This window comes from Amycolatopsis halotolerans, from assembly GCF_042647905.1.
Classification (GTDB): Bacteria; Actinomycetota; Actinomycetes; order Mycobacteriales; family Pseudonocardiaceae; genus Amycolatopsis; species Amycolatopsis halotolerans.
In genome coordinates this window covers 189,323-208,522 of the sequence record NZ_JBHRWI010000070.1, presented here as the reverse complement: position 1 = coordinate 208,522, position 19,200 = coordinate 189,323, and the positions used below count along the sequence as shown (strand labels likewise).

The window sequence follows — 19,200 nt, the reverse complement described above, 5'->3', positions numbered from 1 at the left end:
GCCTTCTTTGGTGGCGTTGATAACCCCGCGTTCAGAGACGACGGTATCCCCAGTCATTTCTACCCCTCGTACACCGGCCGAATCTTCGGCATTTTCCACAACGTGTAGTCTCGTGGCGTCATCTCCGTATGCTCGTTCACGCGGATAATGAGATCCCCGTCAGCTTCGGTGCGCGGTACGTACCTCCACCCACCGCCAGCATTCCCCGGTCCCGGCGGTATAGACGGGTCAAACTCGACTACTACGCTGTATTCCTCTAACTCTCTGTAGAACAGGCTCAGACGCTTGCGCTTGTCCCTCGTGAGGTCCTTCTCCCCGTTCTCCATGTACTCAAGGTGATTGAGAAGCTTCCGGTAAAACGGGGACACCCTGTATTGCCGATCCACGCTCCACGGAACCGTCTCCGTTAGCTTGTAAGCCCCTTTCGTAGGGGCCGGAGGCCCCGGCTTCTTAAGCTTCTGGCTAACAGCCGCAGGGCTCACGTTATACATGCGCGCAATATCGGCTTGTTTTATGCCAGGCTGCTTAAGCAACTCGACAATTATTTCCCGGGTAAGATCGCTGCGTGGCATTGGGCCGCCCTCCGGTTTTGGTGCGCCCTACTTTACAGACGATCAGAGCGTCGTCAAGCGGCCGACCCGTTTAAACACCCCCTCTTCGGCCAGCGAGATCCACGTTAGTTGAATCTGAAAGTTGTTCACACAGTGTTGAGCGTCACCTAACGACCGAATAACAACGCGTAACGTCGAACAGGTGTGCGACCGATGTAACCGGGTTAGCGAGGTCTAGACCAGCGGCTAAAGATCCCCAGGCCCAGCGCTGTGACCTGCATCGTTACCGGGTGACGGTAACGAATCGGCCACTACTCCGGCGTAAACAATCGTTAAAGGTCACCCGTTTGCACCAGGGTCTACCCGTGCCCGGAGGGCAATGCCCGGGGCAGTTGCCGGCCTTGACGGGGTCGGGGGAACCCGCGCGGGTCAGCTGTCATGCGACCCGGGTCACTTCCGCATTCTCCCCGCGGATCGCTCGCAGAAGCGCCAGCGCCCGCCGTTCTCCGGCCGTGAGGTTCACCGGTTCGCCCGCTAGATGCCGTTCCAGCGCCACGCGGTCAACCCACACGTGATCGGGCACCCTCGGCGGGCACGGGCCGTATTCGTTCTCCAGGCCGTCAACCGGGACGGCCGCCGTCTTGTCGGCATGGGAAGCGAGAGCCGCGCGGAGCCCTTGTGCCCGTTGCACGCGGCAGTAGCGGTGCCCGTTGGCGTCCCGGGCAATCAGGTGCGGCCCGTCGTGGGTGCACCGCGGCTTGCGCCGTGCCGCCTTGCTCTCGTTCTTGCACGTCCGGCAGTACGGCCAACCGCCGGGCGGCTTGTGCCAGTTCGGCTCGTGATTCCGCTTGCAACGCCGCTCGGCCGTGCCGCTCATGCGGCAGCCTTGCCCGCGTAGTCGCCTCGGCGCGCCTCGCCGATCTGATAGCCCGCCGCGGCGAACTCCGCGTACTCGCCGTATTTGTTGACGCGGTAGTACCGGCCGTCACAGACGGCCCATATCGCTTTACTCCCACCCCACGCGGGCGCGTCGGCCCACACCTCGAACCGCTTGCCGTCCACCTCCAGCACCGAACCCGGCTTGCCGCGCTCCGGCGTGAACACACCGTCACCCGGCTTGGGTCCCTTGAACCCGCGCGGCTTGGTCGGCTTGCGGTACTTCACCTTGGCCGCGGTCTCGAGAATCGCCGCTTGTCCGGCAAGGATCTTGGCGTACGGGTCTTTGGTCCAGTCCTCATCTGGTGGCAGGGCCGGGAACCCGAAGAGGGTCCCGTTGACCTCGTGCCACGTCTTCTGAGTCACCGCTTCCCCTCCAGCTCCGCGGCCTCTTCCCGGGCGCGCTTCAGCGCCGTTCCCCAGGTGTGTCCGATGTCCTGCGCGGTCTGCGCCGCCTGGAAAACGTCTACCGCGTCGTCGGTCATCTCGATGGGCAACCGGTCGCCCATGTACAGCGCGCCGATTCCGGCGAACCCGGCCGCGTCCATGGCGCGGAGCTCGTCCACGGTTACCCCGGCATAGGCCAACGCAGTGCCGACCAGGCACGAGGGGCACCCTCCGCGCTGGTAAGCGCAGACAGGAAGGTTACCCTCGTAAACGCGCTGGTACTCGTAATCAGCGCCCTTTTCCTTCACAGCGCGCTCCAGAAGCTCAAGCGCCTTAGCTACGTCGATCATTTTTGCTCCCGTGATCGTTTGTTAAGTTTGTGGGCCTAAAAAAGGAGACCGACTCAAAGCCGGTCCCCTAACATCCGCTTATTCGGTCTTCCAGTTCGGCGCGCTCGGCCATAGCCCGGAGCAGTTCCGGCGTGAGGTTCGGAACCTCGGCCAGGCGGCGCAGCAGAGCGGCAACCGCACCGCTCCCGCTGAACCGGCCCGGCTTGTCTCTGGCGTTGAACGCGACCAGACACAGCCGATCCGCCAACCACTCAGTCTCATTCTTGGCGCCGAACTCGGGATCGAAGAACTCCCCCTCTTCCACGGTGTACGTGTCGATCGGGTAGAACGTGCCCCGCGTCGGGTCCTTCCGTGTGGTCGCCTTGACCACTCCGGCGTGGTCGCCCCGAACCGCCCACACCCGGTACAGGGTCTTGCCGTTGCCCTTGAACACATGAGCCCCGACCCAGATATCCGCCGGGGTAGCCGTACGCCGAACCATCATGATCACCATGCCCTCTCAGGTGCTACCAACAAATCAAATAGCTGTAGTTCCCGATGTTCATTACCTCAATGCCCGGCAGGTTCGACGCGAGGTCGCGTCCAAGCCGATTCGTATCCCAGTAGTGGACCGAACTATGACGACGCCCATCATCGAAAGTTGTAGTTGAGGCGCTCAAGCAGTAGGGCACGATCGACCGGAGGATCTCGGTCAGCTCGTCGTCGCTCAGCCCGTCCGCCTTGTGGGGCACCAGCTTCAGGCACCTCTTACAGGTCACCTCGGCGTTGTCGTGAAGACGGGCATTCTCGCTTTTGCCTTCATTGCTACAGAGCGTCGCATAACGGTGGCGGAAGCCGTAGTACCTCGCGTGATGGACCTTGCTGTTACCGTAAGTGAGTGTCTGCATGATCTTGCCCCTTTTGCTCCTAAGCTTTTCGAGTGCCACCCGAGGGAATCGAACCCTCACGAGCACCACAGGGTGTCCGCTGTTCGCGGTACCACACAGAGCCTGCGGAAGTCCCGGCTACCAAGCCGATGGCTACCTATTCAGCGGGCGCTATCTGTCTCCCGACAGTCGCCGCCCCGCTCGCCCCCTCCGCGAAGTCCCCCGGGTTTCTCAGGCCCTGGTAAATGCTTCTCCGCTTTGGCGACGGTTCCCCGGTGACCGTCGCTGCTTCTACCTCGCGGCGCAGTCCGTGTCTCCGGTTTGCCTGGCCTCTCGGCCTGACACGAGAAACTTAACAGACGATCGGATCGTTTGTGAAGTACGAATATCGGAGACTCCCCCACGCGGGGGATAGTTTTCAGCGTTTACGCAGGTCGCAAGCTCGCGATTCGGCACGCCTCCGCGCTTCACGGGCCGCCGAGAGCGACCGCGAGGACCAGGCCGAATCGGCCATACGAGTGAACTGGGTCACCTCGTGTTCCACATTGGCCGTTGGAACAGTGTCTATAGGATGAACACAGCGAACACAGCGCTTGCTAGCCGTGTTCGCCGAGGTCAGCACAGTTAAGCCGTCGGCGTCAGCCGAACGGCCAAGGTTGACTCTCGTTAACTAGGTTTCCGACCGGGTTCGAGCCGCTTCCGCAGTAGCCGACGACCGCCAGCGTCCTCCACTCCGCTGGTGTGCCAAGCGATCGACGGTATCCCCGTGCTCCCCGGTCGGGTTCAGCTTCCGTCTGTCCACCGTGGACTAAGAGTTATCGCACCACCGAGCTGACAGACGGATGACAACCCCCGGTCATCGTGGGTACCGAGCTAGCTCCCCGCGCTGACTGGGCACCAGCCATAAACGAACCGGCCCGCGAAGGCCGGCCGGTCGGCTAGGTGTACGGCAGGGCTGACGCCCTGCCTCCCCTACCTACTCCCCCGGAGGGATACCACCGTGGTCATCTGCGTCTGCCTCTTCGGTCGGGAGGTCTTCTCGTTCAGCCTCGCCCGCGAGGACAGCTCGGTATCACTCGCGCTCGGGTCGGTTGCCGAGCTAGCCGAGGATGACGACCGGGACGACGATGTCCCCTGCGGGTTCGCCCTCCCGTGAGACCGGGCTACCGGGTATGCACGGTGGCCGGGTGCCCAGAGCTAACCGAGCGCGGCGGCCGATGTCAGGACCACCGAGCACAGGCAGACAGGGCACGGGGCACCAGCGCTGCCCGCGGCTACGGCGGACGCGGGCACCAAGGCTTCAGGCGTGCGGTGCTCGCTCGTGATCCAGTGTGCGTGCTGTGCCGACGCAGACGCTCAGCACACGCGGACCACTGGCCACTGAGCAGGGATCAACTCGCACTCAAGGGCCTGGACCCCAACGATCCCGAGCGCGGTCGAGGCTTGTGTCACTCGTGCCACTCGCGGGAGACCGTGCTGAACCAGGGCTCGAGTTTCGGTTGACAGGTCACCAAGCATACCGAGCGGTCCGTTTCTCGCTCACGGATTCGTGATACCTATGGGGGGTAACCCCTTCGGTGATCCACTTCTGGACCGCAGGGGAGGTCTCTCCGCGGTCCGTCAGGTTCAAAAGGTGTCCCTTAGATAACGGCCGCGCGCTGAAAGCGCGCTGCGACCAGGCGTAACCGTCGTTATACAAGCTAGCCGGTGAGAAAAGTGGCCATACCCAGCCTTCGGGCGTAAGCGGCTTGGTGCCTTCACGCTTCAGATCCGGCGAGGGTGGTCCCGCCGATGAACCGGGACGCGGGTCGCTCGCCGCTTAAACGGGCCGCGAGGTGGGATGCCCTGAAAGTGCCAGCACGTCAGCTGGCCGCCTCGCACACAGTCGTAGGACAGCCACGAACGGCACGGCCGCGTCCGCTTGCTCCGTTAGCTCAACGGCCAGAGCGCCCGCCTGTCGAGCGGGAGGTTACGGGTTCGAATCCCGTACGGAGCGCAATGCCCTTCTAGCTCAACTGGCTAGAGCAGCCGACTCTTACTCGGCGGGTTCCTGGTTCAAGTCCAGGGAGGGGCACTAGCGAGAACCGGTCGGGCTCACAACCCACGGGTGGCGACTCCACTTGACCGCTGACCGGCTCTCGCCCTGGTGGTCTCTAGCTCAATTGGCAGAGCAGCGGATTGTTAATCCGCCGGTTCTTGGTTCGAGTCCAGGGAGATCAGCGCGGACGCCCGTCCTAGGTATCGGGTGTCTAGCTCACCGCGCTATGTACCTCGACGCGGGCTAAAAGTATCGGGTTTCATTCGGGCGTAGCTCAATTGGCAGAGCAGCGGTCTCCAAAACCGCCGGTTCCAGGTTCGAGTCCTGGCGTTCGGGCGTAGCGGTGTGTGTGGGTTCGAGTCCCACCGGTTGGCGAAAGCCTTCTGTAAGCCTCAATCGGCAGAGCTACCGCGTTAGCAAGACCCGTTCCGCTGCCCCCGGCAGTCCAGGGCGGGTCGCAAACGTGCCGGGGTCGCTACCCGGAAACCCCCGACGCGAAGGGGCGGGCCGGGATTCGTTGACCGGCACACGCGGTTGCCGAGGCTGGCCTAAGGCTGACACCGGATAAAGCACTGGGGTGGGTCCGGAAACCCGATACTCCCGCGCTCGCGGGTTCGAATCCCGTCCGCGTACCTCATTCCAACCCAAGGAGGCCCCGTGCCCAGTGGTGGCGCACGCGCGGTCTCCGGACCGCCACCCGATCCCAATGCTCTCCGTCGCGAACGTCCTTCGGACGCCGCGGGCTGGACCACGCTCCCCCGCGAGCCTGAGTATCAGCCTCCTCCGGAATGGCCGCTTATTCAGGCGTCGCCGCGTGAGGTCGAATTCTGGCTAGACCTGTGGCAGCGACCGCAGGCGATCATGTGGCGACAGCTCGACCAGACGATTGAAGTCGCGATGTTCGTCCGGAAGCTTTGTGAGGCAGAACTGCCGAAGGCGTCCGTAGAGCTTCAGAAAGTCGTCCGGCAGTATCTCGATTCCCTCGGGCTCTCCGTTCAGGGAATGCTCAGAAACCGGTGGAAGATCGAAGAGGCCGAAACCGGCCCCGCTTCCACGGAAACCAAACCGACCCGGCCGTCCGCAAAGAATCGGATGCGGGTCGTTAAAAACGACTAATCAGGGGGATCACGGTGGATGAGTTCACCGTGGATTTCCCTACTCTGTGGATTGTTCCGGACTGGATCGAGGCTCATTGCCCGGTCCCCGACCGGGACTCCCGGGGCGCTCAGCTTGAGCTTTACCCGTGGCAGCTCTGGTGCCTGGCGAACCACTACCGTGTGAAGCCGACGGCTGAGCGCGGGCAGCTCGCCCCAGCGTTCTTTTACCGCCGGTCGCAGATCGTCATGCCACAGAAGTCCGGCAAGGGCCCGTTTGCCGCGGCGCAGACAATCGCGGAAGCCCTCGGCCCGGTCGTGTTCGACGGGTGGGCCGCGGGCGGTGAGGTTTATGCCTGCGCCGACTGGGGTTGCCCGTGCGGCTGGATGTACGTCTACGAACCGGGCGAGCCAATGGGCCGCCCGTGGACGACGCCGCTGATTCAGCTTCTGGCCACGTCGGAGGATCAGGTAGACAATGTTTACCGGCCGCTGAAAGCTATGTTGAAGCTCGGCCCTCTCGGCGATGTCTGCCGAGTCGGCGAGGAATTCACGCGGCTCCCCCGCGATGGCGAAATCACGGTCGTTACCTCGTCGGCGCAATCGCGCCTCGGTAACCCGATTATCTTCGCGGTCCAGGACGAGACCGGTACCTACACCAAACAGAACAAGATGGTGAAGGTCGCCGATACTCAGCGCCGCGGCGCGGCTGGTATGGGCGGCCGGGTCATCGAGACCACGAACGCGTGGGACCCGACCGAGGAATCCACCGCGCAGCTCACCCATCAGACCACCGTGGATGACGTTTTCCGGTTCTTCCCGCAAGCCCCGGCGAACCTGTCTTTCAAGAACAAAGCCGACCGGCGGAAGATATACAAGGTTGTCTACGCCGGTTCGAGCCACATTGACTTTGACGGCATTGAGGCCGAGGTCGCCGAGCTGCTCACGCGCGATCCCGCGCAGGCTGAGCGATTTTTCGGTAATCGGATTACGGCTGGTACGGATACGTGGCTGGATCTCGCCGCGTGGGAAAGCCACAAGGCTGACCGGGTCGTCAAGCCGCGCACGCGGATCGTGCTCGGCTTCGACGGTTCGGACGTTGACGACTGGACCGCGCTTCGCGCCGAAACCATGGACGGTTTCCAGTTCACTCCGACGTACGGGCCGAACGGCCGTAAGACGATCTGGAACCCTGCCGACTTTGACGGCCAGGTGCCGCGGCTCGAAGTGGACGCCGCGGTACGCGAGTTGTTCGCCCGGTACGACGTTGTCCGGATGTACTGCGACCCGCCGTACTGGGAATCCGAAATCGACGCGTGGGCCGAGAGCTTCGACGCCAAGCGAGTTATCCGTTGGTACACAAGGCGTCCGGCGCAGATGCACGACGCCGCGGAGCGGCTGAAGACAGACGTCTTGACCGCTGACTCAGGCTTCACTCACGACGGTTGCGAGATCACGACTGCTCACGTCGGGCATACGCGCGCAGCTGCGCGCCCGGCTGACCGATACGTGCTCGTGAAAGCCAGCGACAAACTCAAAATCGACGCCTGCGTTACGTCCGTGCTGACGCACGAGGCCGCTGGCGATGTCCGCGCGGCGGGTCTTGCCGCCAAGAAGCGGAACTACTTTTATTCGGCTTAGGAGAACAATGGCGACGATGGAACAGGCCGTCCGCCTGGTAGACGCCCTGGAATCGGAGCTACTCCGCCGCCAGACCTGGACAGATCTTTATGAAGGGTACTACCGCGGCGATCAGCCGCTGAAGTTCGCGTCAGACGAATTCCGCCGGTTTCACGGCGAGCGGTACGCGGGCTTCGCCGACAACTGGATTCAGGTTGTCGCCGACAGCCCGGTAGAGCGTCTAACGAACATCGGCATTCAGCCGTACGACGAGACGGAAGCCGATAAGGAATCGTGGCGGGTCGCCCAGGTAAACGGTTTCGAGGCTGACTCCCAGCTTGGCTTTCTCGGCGCTGTCACCGCGGGCCGGTCGTTCGTGCTCGTCTGGGGCGACCCGGACGACGACGAAACGCCCATCGTGTCTTTTGAGGACGCCGGGCAGGCCATCGTCGCTTACGAACCGGGCAGCCGCACCAAGCGCCGCGCGGCGCTCAAGCGTTGGCAGGATGGCGACTCGGTTTTCGCGACGCTGTACCTGCCTGACGAGGTGTGGAAGTTCGAGCGCCCGTTTACCCGGATGACCAAGAGCCCTCAGGAGTCCTCGGTAGACGAGGCTTTCGACGGCTGGTCTCTCCGGGAGACCGCGACTGAGAAGGGCGTCTTCCCGAATCCGTTGGGCGTTGTGCCCATGGTCGAGCTGCGTAACCGTCCGATGCTCACCGGCGATCCGATATCGGACGTCGCCGGGGTTATCGCGATGCAAGACGCGATAAACATGCTTTGGGCGCATTTGTTCACCGCGTCCGACTCCGCGGCCTTCCCGCAAAAGGTGTTGCTCGGCGCGGAGCGCCCGGTTGTCCCCATCCTCGACCACAACGGTCAGGTTGTCGGCGAAAAGGCTGTCGATCTCGCCAAGCTCGCGGTTGACAAGGTCCTGGTTTTCGAGGGCGAAAGCGCCAAGATCGATGAGTGGTCCGCGGCGAACCTGAACGCGTTCACGGACATTATCGAGGTGGCCGTAGGCCACATCGCCGCGCAGACGCGGACGCCCCAGCATTATCTCATCGGCAAGATGGCGAACCTTTCCGGGGACGCCCTGATTGCTGCCGAAACCGGTCTTGTCCAGCGCACGCGGGAGAAACAGCTCTGGTTTGGTCAGGGTCTCCGCGAGATGTACGCGCTTATTGCGTTGGCGCAGAACAACATCGCGAAGGCGAAGGCGCTCCGCGCAGGTCGAACCTTGTGGACCAACCCGCAATTCCGCTCGGAAGCTCAACTCTCTGACTCGCTGCTCAAGGACGCTCAGATGGGCTTCCCGTTCGAGTGGCTCGCGGCGCAGAAGGGGCTTACGCCCCAAGAGATCGATGACGTTCTGGAGATGAAGAAGCGCCAGGCCGCTATGGACCCGATCGCCGATTTGGCGCGCGGCTTGACCCCGGAGGACAGCTCGAATGCGTACGCCTCTGGAGATAGCTCGCCGTCAGGCCGCGGCCCGGCAAGCGTTCGGGCTCCGGGTAACTCGGTCCCTGCTCGGCCTGTGGTCGCAGGTTGACCCGCGCTACGTAGAGGCTTGGGCGGACCATTTGCCTCGGGCGTTCGCGATCCTCTCGGCCGCACAGATGACAGCGGCGAAGGGCGCGGACGCCTACGCCTCTAAGGTCCTGTCGGCGCAGGGCGTTTCGCCTGAACCGGCGGGCACGGTCAACCCGAGATCTCTGTCCGGCGTTGCGTCCGACGGGCGCTCGCTCGCTGGTCTGCTCTGGACGCCCGCGGCCCATGCCCGCATTGCCGCCAGAAACGGGCGCACTCGGGCCGAACAACACGCCGCGGGCCGTGCGTCTCTCCAGATGCTCACGCGGACGCAAGTTGCCGATGCCGGCCGCGTGGCGGACGGAATCGCCATCGCGGCCCGCCCGCGCACGGGCTACGTGCGGATGCTGGTGGGCGATTCGTGTCCCCGCTGCGCCATCCTCGCGGGCCGTTTCTACAAGTACAGCACCGGCTTTAAGCGTCACCCGCAGTGCGATTGCACGATGATCCCTTCGACGGAAGACGTCGCGGGCGACCTAACCACCGACCCCCGGATCGCTTTCGATGCCGGGCGGATCGAAGGGCTAAGCGAAGCCGACACCCGGGCAATCCGGGACGGCGCGGATATCGCCCAGGTGATCAACGCCCACAAGAAAAACGGGATGTACGTCGCGGGTGGGCAAAAGTTCACCCGCATTGGCACGACCCGCCACGGGCTCGCCGGGATACGCCTCAAGGGCGCTCCCCGCCTTATGCCCGAGCAAATCTACCGCGACGCAACGTCGCGCGAGGACGCAATCCGCCTTTTGCGGTTGCACGGATATCTAGTCTGAGCAAAGGAATACGGACCGCAATGGCCGACACGACCACTCAGGAAAACACCTCGCCGGAAGGCGAAGAGAACACCGCGGGCACCGAAGAGGGAACCGACGCCACTCCGGAGGGTGCCGAATCTCTCGGGGACGCGGGCAAGAAAGCGCTCGACAGCATGAAGGCCAAGTGGAAGGCGGAGCAGAAGCGGGCGCGCGAACTGGAAGACCAGCTAGCGAAGGCGACCGCTCCCGCCGAAGGCGAAGAGCCGACCGCCGAGGCAATCCGCGCTGAAGCCGACAAGGCCGCTACCGCCCGCGCTAACGCGCGGATCGTGAAGGCGGAGATCAAGGCCGCGGCGGCGGGCAAGCTCACCGATCCGGCTGACGCCTTGCTCCACCTCGACATCTCCGAGTTCGACGTTGACGACAACGGCAACGTTGATGCGGAAGAGGTCGCCGGGGCTATTGAAAAGCTCATCCGCGATAAGCCCTATCTCGCAACCGCAACGGGGAAGAGGTTCGAGGGCACTGCCGACCAGGGAGCACGTCCCGGCAAGGCAACGGCACAACTCACCCGAGACGACCTGAAAAAGATGACGGCCGCCGAGATCAACAAGGCGCGCGCCGACGGTCGGCTTAACAAGATTCTCGGGATCAACTGACCTTTACCCGGCGGTCGCCGGTTTTTCAGAAAGGGCCGTAAATGGCTATCAAGAACTTTATTCCCGAGATCTGGAACGCTCAGATGCTCGAGAATTTCCACGAGTCCGTTATTGCGGCTGGCCTGGTGAATCGCCAGTACGAGGGTAACGCGACCTCGGGCAACACGGTGCACATCACCGGCGTTGTGGACGTCAAGGTCAAGGACTACAAGGCGAACGGTCGAACCACGTCCGCGGACGAGGTCGCCGACACCCGGGTCGATCTGCTGATCGACCAGGAAAAGAACTTCGACTTTTTCGTAGACGACATCGACAAGGCGCAGGCCGCCGGTTCGATGGACGCCTACACCCGGAGTGCGTCCGTCGGCATGGCGGAGGACGCGGACAAGTTCATTTTGGCTACGGGCGCGACCGGCGCAGGCCACGTGCTCCCGACTCCGACTACCGCTGTCAGCACCGGTGACGGAGCTTTCAACGTCATTCGCGACCTTCGCAAGACGTTTAACAAGGCGCACATCCCGCAGACTCAGCGAGTTCTACTGATCAATGCGGAGTTTGAGGCGCTTCTGGAAGATGCGTCCTCGAAGCTGATGGCCGCGAACACCGCGGGCGACACTCAGACGTTGCGTAGCGCCCACATCGGCCGCCTTCTGAACTTCGACATTTACAGCACTGAGAACCTGCCGAACACCGACAAGGCTCAGGCGCTGGCCTTCTATCAGCCCGCCATCGCGTACGTGTCGCAGATCGAGAAGACCGAAGGTCTTCGCGCTCAGAATAAGTTTGCGGACCGACTCCGCGGCCTGCACGTCTACGGCGGCAAGGTCATCCTCCCGGAGGCCGTCGCGGTTTGGACGAACGCCTGATGAAGATCACGGGTCCTAACGGGCTTGTGGTTGATGTCCCGGACGCCATCGCTACCGGTCTGGTTGGTGATGGCTCCCGGGGCTACTCCCTTGTGCCCGAAGACGAAACGCCCGCAGAGACGCCGGGCGGCAAGCCCGCTCCGCGCCGGCCGGGCCGTCCCCGCAAGACCGAATAGAACTAGCGGAGGTGAGCCGTGCTCCCTGACTTGGCAACCACGGCAGACCTCGAAGCCCGCAAGATGAGCACCGACGGCGCAGCCGCCTTTCTGACCGCCGTGTCCGCGGCGGTGCGGGACGCCGCGGGTGTCCCGATCACGCGCGGGACGTTCACGTTCGACGGCGGGGGCACGCCGGAGCAGTACCTCACGCTCCCGGCTCAGCCGATCGTTTCCGTTGACGCCGCGGCGATCGACGGCGTATCGGTGACGGACTACAAGCTGATTGACGGCCGTCTGTGGCGTCGGCTCGGCTGGTCGCACAGTTGTGAGCCGTCCGTCATCACGGTGACCCAGACCTGTGGTCTGGAAACGGTTCCCGCCGACATCGTGGACTTGGTTTGCTCACTGGTGGGTCTGGCAATGGCGAACGCCGAAGACGGCGGCTACAGCTCCCGGGGCGACCTGACGCAGCTTCGGATTGACGACTACAGCGAGGGTTACAACTCGTCCGCTTCCGGCCGACTGGCCGGGGTTATCGAGCTCCCCGACGCCACCCGCAACCGGCTCCGCGCGCGCTTCGGCAGTGCGGCCGGGTTCGTGGGGTTCCGATGAGGAACACCCGCGGGCTTGTCGCCCGCGCTCGCCGCGCGGCTGAATCGCTGATGCCCGATACGTGCGAAGTAGTTGCCGTCACTGGGAGAACCACCAATCCGGACGGCTCGGTGTCGCCGACGTACGGCCCGCCGGTCTACGCGGGCAAGTGCAAGATTCAGCGGCTGCGCGGCAGCTTCCCGCAGACGCCGATCGCTGGCGAGCACCTGTGGACGCTGGAAAGCCTTGAGCTTCACGTGCCGGTCAACGGCACGGCGGCTATCAGCGTGGACCATCGCGTCCGGATCACCGCGTCTATCGAGTCGGACAACGTCGGCAGGGTTTTCCGGGTCAAGTCCGACGACCGGAAATCGCTTCAGTCGGCTATCCGCCTACAGGTGGAAGAGGTGACCGGGTGAGCGTCGATTGGTCCGACGTGGAAAAGCTCGCCGAAGATTTCGACGTAGCCGCGGAAGACATCCGCAAAAATGTCGCCCCGGTCGTCCGCCGGGGCGCGGTGAACATCAAGAACGACATGCGGCGCGACGCGACCGGCCACCCGACGTATCGCCATTTCCCCCGGTCGATCACGTATGGCGAGATCAAGGGCGGGCTCGGGGCGGAGATCGGCCCGGACAAGGACCTGATTCAGGGTGCGCTTGGCAACCTGCTGTATTTCGGGCGGGAGGACACCAACGGTGTTCTCAACATCAACCCGCCATTAGACAAAGAGGCTCCGCGTTTCGAGCGGGCTCTAGCCGACGTCGCGGAGGACATCCTCTAATGATCCTCGAACACCACGACGCCATCCGCGCGCTTCTCGCGCCGCTTCCGTTCTACGACGGTCAGGTGCCGCCCAAGCCGACGTACCCGTATCGGGTCGTCTATTTCGACACGGGCACCGAGACGGCTACGAAACTTGAGGGCTCGTCCGACCGCGCCGAGTTCCGGTTTCAGATCACCTCGGTTGCTGAGTCGCCTACAGGCGTCGCGATTGTCGCCGACGCCGCGAGGAAAAAGCTAATCGACGTTGCCCCGGCCGTGCCCGGCCGCGTGTGCACCCGCATCGATCATGAGACCGCGATTCCCGTCCGCGCACAGGAAGAGGTCACCAACCCGAACACGGATTTGCATCCGATGTACGCGGTTGACACGTACCACTTCTCTTCTTTTGCGGACTGAAAGGAAACCATGGGCAGCGATTTCGTTCGTGCCCGCTGTCCGGAGACCGGGCACATTGCTGCCCTTCCCAAAGCGGCACTAGAACTCGGCCATATCGAGGGATGGGTTGCCGTGGACGGCCCCGTTCCCGACAGCCCTAAGCCCGCCGCTTTCCCCCGGAAAGCCGCGCGACCCCGCAGAAAAGAAAGTGAATGACCTATGTCTGACATGCTCACCGATGGTCAGATCCGCGTGCAGTTCGTTCCGACCGTTGCGGACCCGTCCGCGCCGACCGTTGCGGAGCTCAACGCGGGCGTTGACCTTTCCTGCCTCATCACCGCGGATGGCCTTGACGTCTCAGTGGACGAGGAGAAGATTTCGATCCCGAAGCTCTGCGACACCAGCAATGCCGAGGCCCCGGGCCGGGCGACTTACGGTGTCGAGCTGACGTGCGTTCGGAAGACCGACGTCGCGGAAGACAAGGCGTGGTCCACGCTTCTGCGTGGCACCAAGGGTTATCTCGTCATCCGGTATGGCGTTGCGTCCAAGACCGCTTTTGCGGTCGGCGACAAGCCCGTCATCTTCCCGGGTGCGGCTGGTGAGCGGAAGCTCCAGAAGCCGGAAGCGAACAACGCTGTGAAGTTCGCGAGCAAGTGGTTTGTCTCCGCTCCCCCGGCGTATGACGCCGCGGTCGTCGCCGGGGCGTGATTGCTTGCGCCCGCCTGGTCCTCGACTCCCGGGCGGGCGCATTCCCCCTCCGAGTCGAGCCCGAGTCGAGAGAAGACCAATGAGTATTGACAGCCTTTTGGCCGCGGCAAAGCTGCCTGAGACCACCGTTCGTCTGTGTCTCCGAAGTGACCTTCAGTCCGAATGGGAAACGCTCGACCGCGAGCTTTCCGCGCACCAGGCCGCGGGCGAAACCCTCGCGCCGTCAGACGCGGATATGGAGCTGGCACGGCGAATCAAGGCGCTTGAGGCTGAGATGACGGAGAGTACCGTTGAGGTGCGTTTCCGCGCGCTGACCCGTAAGCCGTGGCTCAAGCTGGTTGCCGACAACGCCCCGCGCAAGGATCGCCCCGCGGACCAGATCATGGGCTTTAACACAGACAGCATGTTTGAGGCCCTGGTACGGGAATCCATGGTGTCGCCGGAACTCGACGGCGGTCAGCTTGACGCGTTCCTGGATGTGTTGACGTCCAAACAGTTCGACCTCTTGGCCGATGCTGCGTGGAACCTCAACCGCAAGGACGCGGACGGCCCGGTTTTCAGCCAGGCCGCCTCTCGACTGATGCCCGGCTCAGACGAGAAGTAGAAGCGGCTGTACGACTCGGTATCTCGCCCTCGCGCTACGCGGGCGAGGAACCGGCCGAGGTCACCGAGTACGAGTACAACAAATCCGGTCGGCTGGTCCGCTCGGTCACTACTCGTAGTCCCGAGTGGACGAACGAAGACCGTTCCCTGGTCAAGGCTTTCCTCGAATACGAGGCTCTTACGTGTCGTGGTTGCGGCGGGTTCATCCCGGAAACCACGGACCCGGGCAACGAAGGCAAATACGAAGCCGACCTGCCCCACCGTTGCCACCGGTGTGACGCCCTGGGCAAGCAGCAAGAGGCGTACGCCGATGCCCCGCAACGAAGCGCGCTCATGTTCTGGCCGGTTCACTTGAAGGAGTAGCACGAATGACCGACCGGACAGTAAAGGTCATCCTCGACGCGGAGATCGCTAAATACTTCGCGAAAATGAAGGAAGCGGGGAAGGTCACCCGCGACCTCGAAAAGGCGGAGCGCGACCTTAAGAACTCCATTGACGCCGCCGAGGATGCCGCCGGTCGGGCCCGGGTTTCGGAAGCCAAGCTGGCAGAGGTTCGCAACAACTCCAAGGCGACCGTGGCGCAGCTAGCCGCGGCCGAAGAGGACCACAACACCAACCTCCGCAAGCTCGACGCCGCGCTAGAGAACTCGACCCAGGCCGAGAAGCGGTTCCAGGAAGCGCTCCGCAAGTCGTACGAGGAACAGCAAAAGGGCGGCAAGAAGACCCGGGACGAGCTAGACCGCGTCGCCTCGCGGGCCAATGCCCAGTTCGACGCGCTGAAGTTCACCGCGCTTTCTGTCGGGCTCCCGGCCGCCGCTGCCATTGGTGCGGCGGGCACCGCCGTTGCTATCGGCGGCATTGCTACCGCGTTCGCCGGACTCGGTGTTTACCTCGCCGCGCGGAACGACGATATCGCGAACGAGTTCACCCGCATGGTGAACAACATCGAATCGTCGTTCGACGACGTCGGGCAGAAGTTCGAGGCTCCGGTTTCCGACGCGATCGACGAAATCGGGCATTCGTTCGAGCGGGTGAACCCGCTCATTCAGAATTCCATGAGCACCGCGACTGCGTACGTCGCTCCGCTGACGCGGGGCGTGCTCGACCTTGCAGAGAACGCGATGCCCGGGTTCGCCAAGGCGACGGCCGCGGCCGGTCCGCCCGTCGAAGGTCTTGCTTCCCTGCTGTCGCAGACCGGTTCCGGGCTCTCTGATTTTTTCTCTGAGCTGACTAACGGTTCCGTTAGTTCGGCTCAGGGCATGAGCCAGCTCGGTGGCGTCGTTCAGCTTCTCCTAGGCCGTCTCGGCACCTTGCTCGCCAACCTTTCCAACATCAGCGGCGGCCCGCTCGGCGACCTCCGCGCCATGGTGGACAACGTCACGAGTGCGCTTATCAAGCTGACTCAGCAGGGCGCGGCGGGAACCGGGTTCCTCTCCGGCTTCACCTCGTCTGCCAGCGGGATGCTCGCCATTCTCAATAGCGTTGTGTCCGTGTTGAACTTGCTGCCCTCCGGCGTGACGCAGTTCGCCGGTTCGCTCACCTCTACCGCTATGGTCGCGTCGAAGTTCGGGCTCGACATCGGCGAGGGGTGGCGGGGACTGGGCGACAAGGTCCGGGCGGCCGGTACCGACCTGACCGGTACCGCGAAAGCCAGCGCTCAGGCTAAGTCCGCTCTTGGTGGGCTCGCCTCCGGCGCGGTGCACCCGGCGGCTCTGGCGGTCGGAATCCTTAGCGTCGGCCTGGATCTCCTTGGCCAGCACCAAAGGGAAATGGCGCTCAACGCGCAGAACGCAGCTAACCGCGTCAATACCTTGACCGACGCCCTCCGGGCGTCCAACGGGGTCATTGACGAAAGCGTGCGTTCCTCTGCGGTCAAGACGCTCAGCGCGTACCAGGTCTTGGACGAAGGCACCCGGAACCTGATCCAGGACGTTACCCACCTCGCGGGCCCCCAAGGGGCACAACAGCTTACGGACGCGTTCCTGGGCAACGCGGCGGCCGGCGACAAGCTGAAGGCGACACTTCAGGCGATCGTCCGGGACGGTACCGACACCGGCAAGGCCGCCTATGGCTCGTACGGTCAGGCTCTCGGCTCGACTGAGAAGCACATGACGAACGCCGCGAAGAACGCTCAGGACCTGCTGAACATCATGCAGGACAACGCCGGAACCTTCGCGAACGCCGCGGACGCCGCGCGGGCGGAATCTGCTGCCATGCAAGGCGCGGCGGACGCTCACAAGACGCTTTCCGACGGACAGCGAGCGGCGGACACGACCACTCGATCGCTGGCCGACGCGTTCGGCACGTTGGCCAAGTCTGGTGGAGACGCAGCGTCCAAGGCGAATGACTTGCTCCTGGCGGTTCGGCTGCTGCGCGGCGAGACACCGAGCGTCGAAGAGGCCACCAAGGGGTGGAACGACGCTGTCCGCGAGGTTGAATCCAGCCTCAAGGGGCTGAACCTCAAGGGGGTCAAGGATGGCGTTGTAGACGCCACGGGCGCTATCCGGACGCAAACCGAAGCGGGCTCGAAGCTGTACGACACCGTTCAGAAGACGGCGCGCGCGTGGGCGACTCAGGCTCAGGCGTGGCAGGACGCGGGCGTTCCGGCGGACCAGATTCAGACCCGCTTGTCGGGGATGAACGACGAGTTTGCTAAGCAGCTCAAGGCGGCCGGGCTCACCGAAGCTCAAATCAGCAGCCTGACCCAGCACTACGGGATGATCCCGAAGGACATCGTTACTCAGCTCCGGCTAGAGGGCAATAACGACGCCTCAACCGAGCTTTCGGGATTGCTCGGGAAGCTGAAGGAATTCCCGGACAGCAAGGGTATCCAGGTTGACGTAATGTCCGACGTCGCACGGAAGACGTTGCTCGACCTCGGGTATCAAATCGTCCAGTTGCCGAACGGGAAGTTTCAGGTTTTCGCGAATACCGACGAGGGCCGAAAGGGCCTTACGGATTTCAAGAAGACGATCGACACGACGTTCGGGACCGTGCACATTCAGGCGGAAGACGAACCCGCGGAGACGACGGTCACTGTCTGGCAGAAGCGCACGAACGGCACCACGGGGTACACCACCCTGGACTGCCGGGTAGACCCGGCTAGCGGCAAGCTCCAGTACTGGACTCGCCAAGCCGACGGCACCCACGCCTACAGCACGCTAGACACCCGGATCGACCCGGCTACCGGGAAGGTTCAGGCGTGGGTCCGGACAGCCGAAGGCACGTGGGGATGGACCACCCTCGACGCGCACACGGCCGCGGCTGAAGCCGCCATCAACGACGCCGCGCGTCCGCGCAGCACCACGATTACCGTCAAGTACGACGTCCGCGGCGCTCCGACGCTTCCGCGCGGAGCCAACCGGGCGGACTTCGCCGCGGGCGGTGTCGCCGTGCCGATGGCGTCCGGTGGCGTGCTCGGGCTCGCGAGCGGGCAGCAGCTCAGCCCGATGAGCCCCATCGCTCAGCGGGTCGCCCCGGCCACGTGGCGCATCGTGGGCGACAACCTCCGGTATCCGGAGTACTACATCCCCGCGAACGGGTCCGCTCGCTCCCGGGCGATCCTGGCGCAAGCCATGGCGGACCCGGCCCTACAGTCGGACGTCACCAGCGGCCGGGCGTGGGTGGGCTCGATGGCACCGCGGATCGTGATCCCAATGCAGTCCTCGGGGTCGAGCGACGTCCCGGCGCAGGTGCTCGCAGCGTTCTCCGCGCAGCTTCAGGCGGCAGTGGTGACCGGATTCTCCCAGGTGACCATCAACCTGGACCCGCGCGGAATCTCGACTCTCGAGACCCGGGGCGCGGCGCTGAACTCGGTCCGCTAGTCAGCGGTAGCAAACGAACGCCTTCGCGTTGCCTACGATCCCCGACAGCTCGGCCTCGCTGAGCCGGTCGTAGGCAACGTGATAGCCCGCCATCAAGCCGCGGGCCGCTCCGATCGGGTTGTCCGTGCCCTTGATGCTCGCGCACATCTCGTCGGCGAAACCGGCCGAGTTGACGATTGCGGCGCTGTACTCGCCGAAGCCGGGGCGCAGCAACTCGTTTGCCTCGGCATACCCCTGGTAGTCCCGCCCGGTCGCTACGGCCTCGACCGTTGCCGGTTTGCCCGGGGCGGCAATCAGCGTCGCCACGACCATGACGGCCGTCCCGCCGAACATCACCGCGCCGGCCGCCAGGCCAGCCAGCGCCCGCACGCGCACTCGTTCCATGTCTCCCCCTTCGCACTCCCGCCCGGAGACGTTACCCCGCATCCATCACGAGGAGATAG

At 63.9% G+C, this 19,200-nt stretch carries 21 protein-coding genes and 5 tRNA genes; 19 read left to right on the top strand and 7 right to left on the bottom strand.

The genetic code is table 11. From position 1 onward, the window contains the following. Window positions 1-59: 59 nt before the first annotated feature. From ACFORO_RS42595 to ACFORO_RS42570, 6 genes are all read right to left on the bottom strand, one after another. Window positions 60-572: a winged helix-turn-helix transcriptional regulator gene (locus tag ACFORO_RS42595; protein ID WP_377870230.1), complete on the bottom strand. Its 513-nt coding sequence runs from the start codon at window positions 570-572 to the stop codon at window positions 60-62. 415 nt (window positions 573-987) lie between these two features. Then, window positions 988-1,428, bottom strand: coding sequence for a hypothetical protein (locus ACFORO_RS42590; protein WP_377870231.1), 441 nt, complete (start codon window positions 1,426-1,428; stop codon window positions 988-990). Then, window positions 1,425-1,853 carry a hypothetical protein gene (locus tag ACFORO_RS42585; protein ID WP_377870232.1) on the bottom strand — a complete coding sequence of 143 codons (429 nt, stop codon included), beginning with the start codon at window positions 1,851-1,853 and terminating at the stop codon, window positions 1,425-1,427. The genes ACFORO_RS42590 and ACFORO_RS42585 overlap by 4 nt, the downstream gene beginning before the upstream one ends. Next, on the bottom strand, window positions 1,850-2,224 hold the full coding sequence (locus ACFORO_RS42580) for a hypothetical protein (protein ID WP_377870234.1): 375 nt from the start codon (window positions 2,222-2,224) through the stop codon (window positions 1,850-1,852). The genes ACFORO_RS42585 and ACFORO_RS42580 overlap by 4 nt, the downstream gene beginning before the upstream one ends. A gap of 67 nt (window positions 2,225-2,291) precedes the next feature. Further along, the gene (locus tag ACFORO_RS42575) at window positions 2,292-2,708 is read right to left on the bottom strand and encodes a hypothetical protein (protein ID WP_377870235.1); all 417 of its coding nucleotides are present in this window, start codon (window positions 2,706-2,708) and stop codon (window positions 2,292-2,294) included. 22 nt (window positions 2,709-2,730) lie between these two features. After that, window positions 2,731-3,111 (bottom strand): hypothetical protein, encoded by a 381-nt coding sequence (locus ACFORO_RS42570; protein WP_377870236.1) that lies wholly within the window; start codon window positions 3,109-3,111, stop codon window positions 2,731-2,733. Between the two features lie 979 nt (window positions 3,112-4,090). Here ACFORO_RS42570 and ACFORO_RS42565 point away from each other — a divergent pair. The 19 genes from ACFORO_RS42565 to ACFORO_RS42475 all read left to right on the top strand — a co-directional run bounded on the left by ACFORO_RS42565 (window position 4,091) and on the right by ACFORO_RS42475 (window position 18,757). Next, on the top strand, window positions 4,091-4,246 hold the full coding sequence (locus ACFORO_RS42565) for a hypothetical protein (protein ID WP_377870237.1): 156 nt from the start codon (window positions 4,091-4,093) through the stop codon (window positions 4,244-4,246). 767 nt (window positions 4,247-5,013) lie between these two features. Beyond that, a tRNA-Asp gene (locus ACFORO_RS42560) sits at window positions 5,014-5,086 on the top strand. Between the two features lie 4 nt (window positions 5,087-5,090). Next, window positions 5,091-5,164: transfer RNA gene (locus ACFORO_RS42555), tRNA-Lys, on the top strand. Between the two features lie 73 nt (window positions 5,165-5,237). After that, window positions 5,238-5,310 (top strand) — tRNA-Asn (locus tag ACFORO_RS42550). An 81-nt stretch (window positions 5,311-5,391) separates the two neighbouring features. Next, window positions 5,392-5,464: transfer RNA gene (locus tag ACFORO_RS42545), tRNA-Trp, on the top strand. Between the two features lie 191 nt (window positions 5,465-5,655). Next, window positions 5,656-5,761, top strand: a tRNA-OTHER gene (locus tag ACFORO_RS42540). Between the two features lie 24 nt (window positions 5,762-5,785). Further along, window positions 5,786-6,244 (top strand): phage terminase small subunit, encoded by a 459-nt coding sequence (locus ACFORO_RS42535; RefSeq protein ID WP_377870238.1) that lies wholly within the window; start codon window positions 5,786-5,788, stop codon window positions 6,242-6,244. 14 nt (window positions 6,245-6,258) lie between these two features. Continuing rightward, window positions 6,259-7,863, top strand: a complete 1,605-nt coding sequence (locus ACFORO_RS42530; RefSeq protein ID WP_377870239.1) for a hypothetical protein — start codon at window positions 6,259-6,261, stop codon at window positions 7,861-7,863. 7 nt (window positions 7,864-7,870) lie between these two features. Further along, window positions 7,871-9,394 (top strand): phage portal protein, encoded by a 1,524-nt coding sequence (locus ACFORO_RS42525; protein WP_377870240.1) that lies wholly within the window; start codon window positions 7,871-7,873, stop codon window positions 9,392-9,394. Continuing rightward, complete coding sequence (locus ACFORO_RS42520; RefSeq protein WP_446681597.1) at window positions 9,294-10,205, top strand: VG15 protein; 912 nt, start codon at window positions 9,294-9,296, stop codon at window positions 10,203-10,205. Before ACFORO_RS42525 ends, ACFORO_RS42520 begins: the two co-directional genes overlap by 101 nt. 20 nt (window positions 10,206-10,225) lie before the next feature. Then, complete coding sequence (locus tag ACFORO_RS42515; RefSeq protein WP_377870242.1) at window positions 10,226-10,846, top strand: hypothetical protein; 621 nt, start codon at window positions 10,226-10,228, stop codon at window positions 10,844-10,846. A gap of 41 nt (window positions 10,847-10,887) precedes the next feature. Beyond that, window positions 10,888-11,712, top strand: coding sequence for a phage major capsid protein (locus ACFORO_RS42510; protein WP_377870243.1), 825 nt, complete (start codon window positions 10,888-10,890; stop codon window positions 11,710-11,712). 239 nt (window positions 11,713-11,951) lie between these two features. Beyond that, on the top strand, window positions 11,952-12,482 hold the full coding sequence (locus tag ACFORO_RS42505; protein WP_377870244.1) for a hypothetical protein: 531 nt from the start codon (window positions 11,952-11,954) through the stop codon (window positions 12,480-12,482). Next, a complete protein-coding gene (locus ACFORO_RS42500; protein WP_377870245.1) occupies window positions 12,479-12,880 on the top strand; it encodes a DUF6093 family protein in 402 nt (133 codons plus the stop codon). The genes ACFORO_RS42505 and ACFORO_RS42500 overlap by 4 nt, the downstream gene beginning before the upstream one ends. After that, entirely contained in the window at window positions 12,877-13,245 is a 369-nt protein-coding gene (locus ACFORO_RS42495; RefSeq protein WP_377870246.1) for a hypothetical protein, read from the top strand. Before ACFORO_RS42500 ends, ACFORO_RS42495 begins: the two co-directional genes overlap by 4 nt. Next, window positions 13,245-13,643, top strand: coding sequence for a tail completion protein gp17 (gp17, locus tag ACFORO_RS42490; RefSeq protein WP_377870247.1), 399 nt, complete (start codon window positions 13,245-13,247; stop codon window positions 13,641-13,643). The genes ACFORO_RS42495 and gp17 overlap by 1 nt, the downstream gene beginning before the upstream one ends. A gap of 198 nt (window positions 13,644-13,841) precedes the next feature. Then, window positions 13,842-14,330, top strand: a complete 489-nt coding sequence (locus tag ACFORO_RS42485; protein ID WP_377870248.1) for a phage tail tube protein — start codon at window positions 13,842-13,844, stop codon at window positions 14,328-14,330. 79 nt (window positions 14,331-14,409) lie between these two features. After that, entirely contained in the window at window positions 14,410-14,934 is a 525-nt protein-coding gene (locus ACFORO_RS42480; protein WP_377870249.1) for a hypothetical protein, read from the top strand. Between the two features lie 367 nt (window positions 14,935-15,301). Beyond that, entirely contained in the window at window positions 15,302-18,757 is a 3,456-nt protein-coding gene (locus ACFORO_RS42475) for a hypothetical protein (RefSeq protein WP_377870250.1), read from the top strand. Here the strand turns inward: ACFORO_RS42475 and ACFORO_RS42470 are convergent, their stop codons facing one another. After that, the gene (locus ACFORO_RS42470) at window positions 18,758-19,141 is read right to left on the bottom strand and encodes a hypothetical protein (protein WP_377870251.1); all 384 of its coding nucleotides are present in this window, start codon (window positions 19,139-19,141) and stop codon (window positions 18,758-18,760) included. It abuts the gene before it with no gap. Window positions 19,142-19,200: the final 59 nt, after the last annotated feature.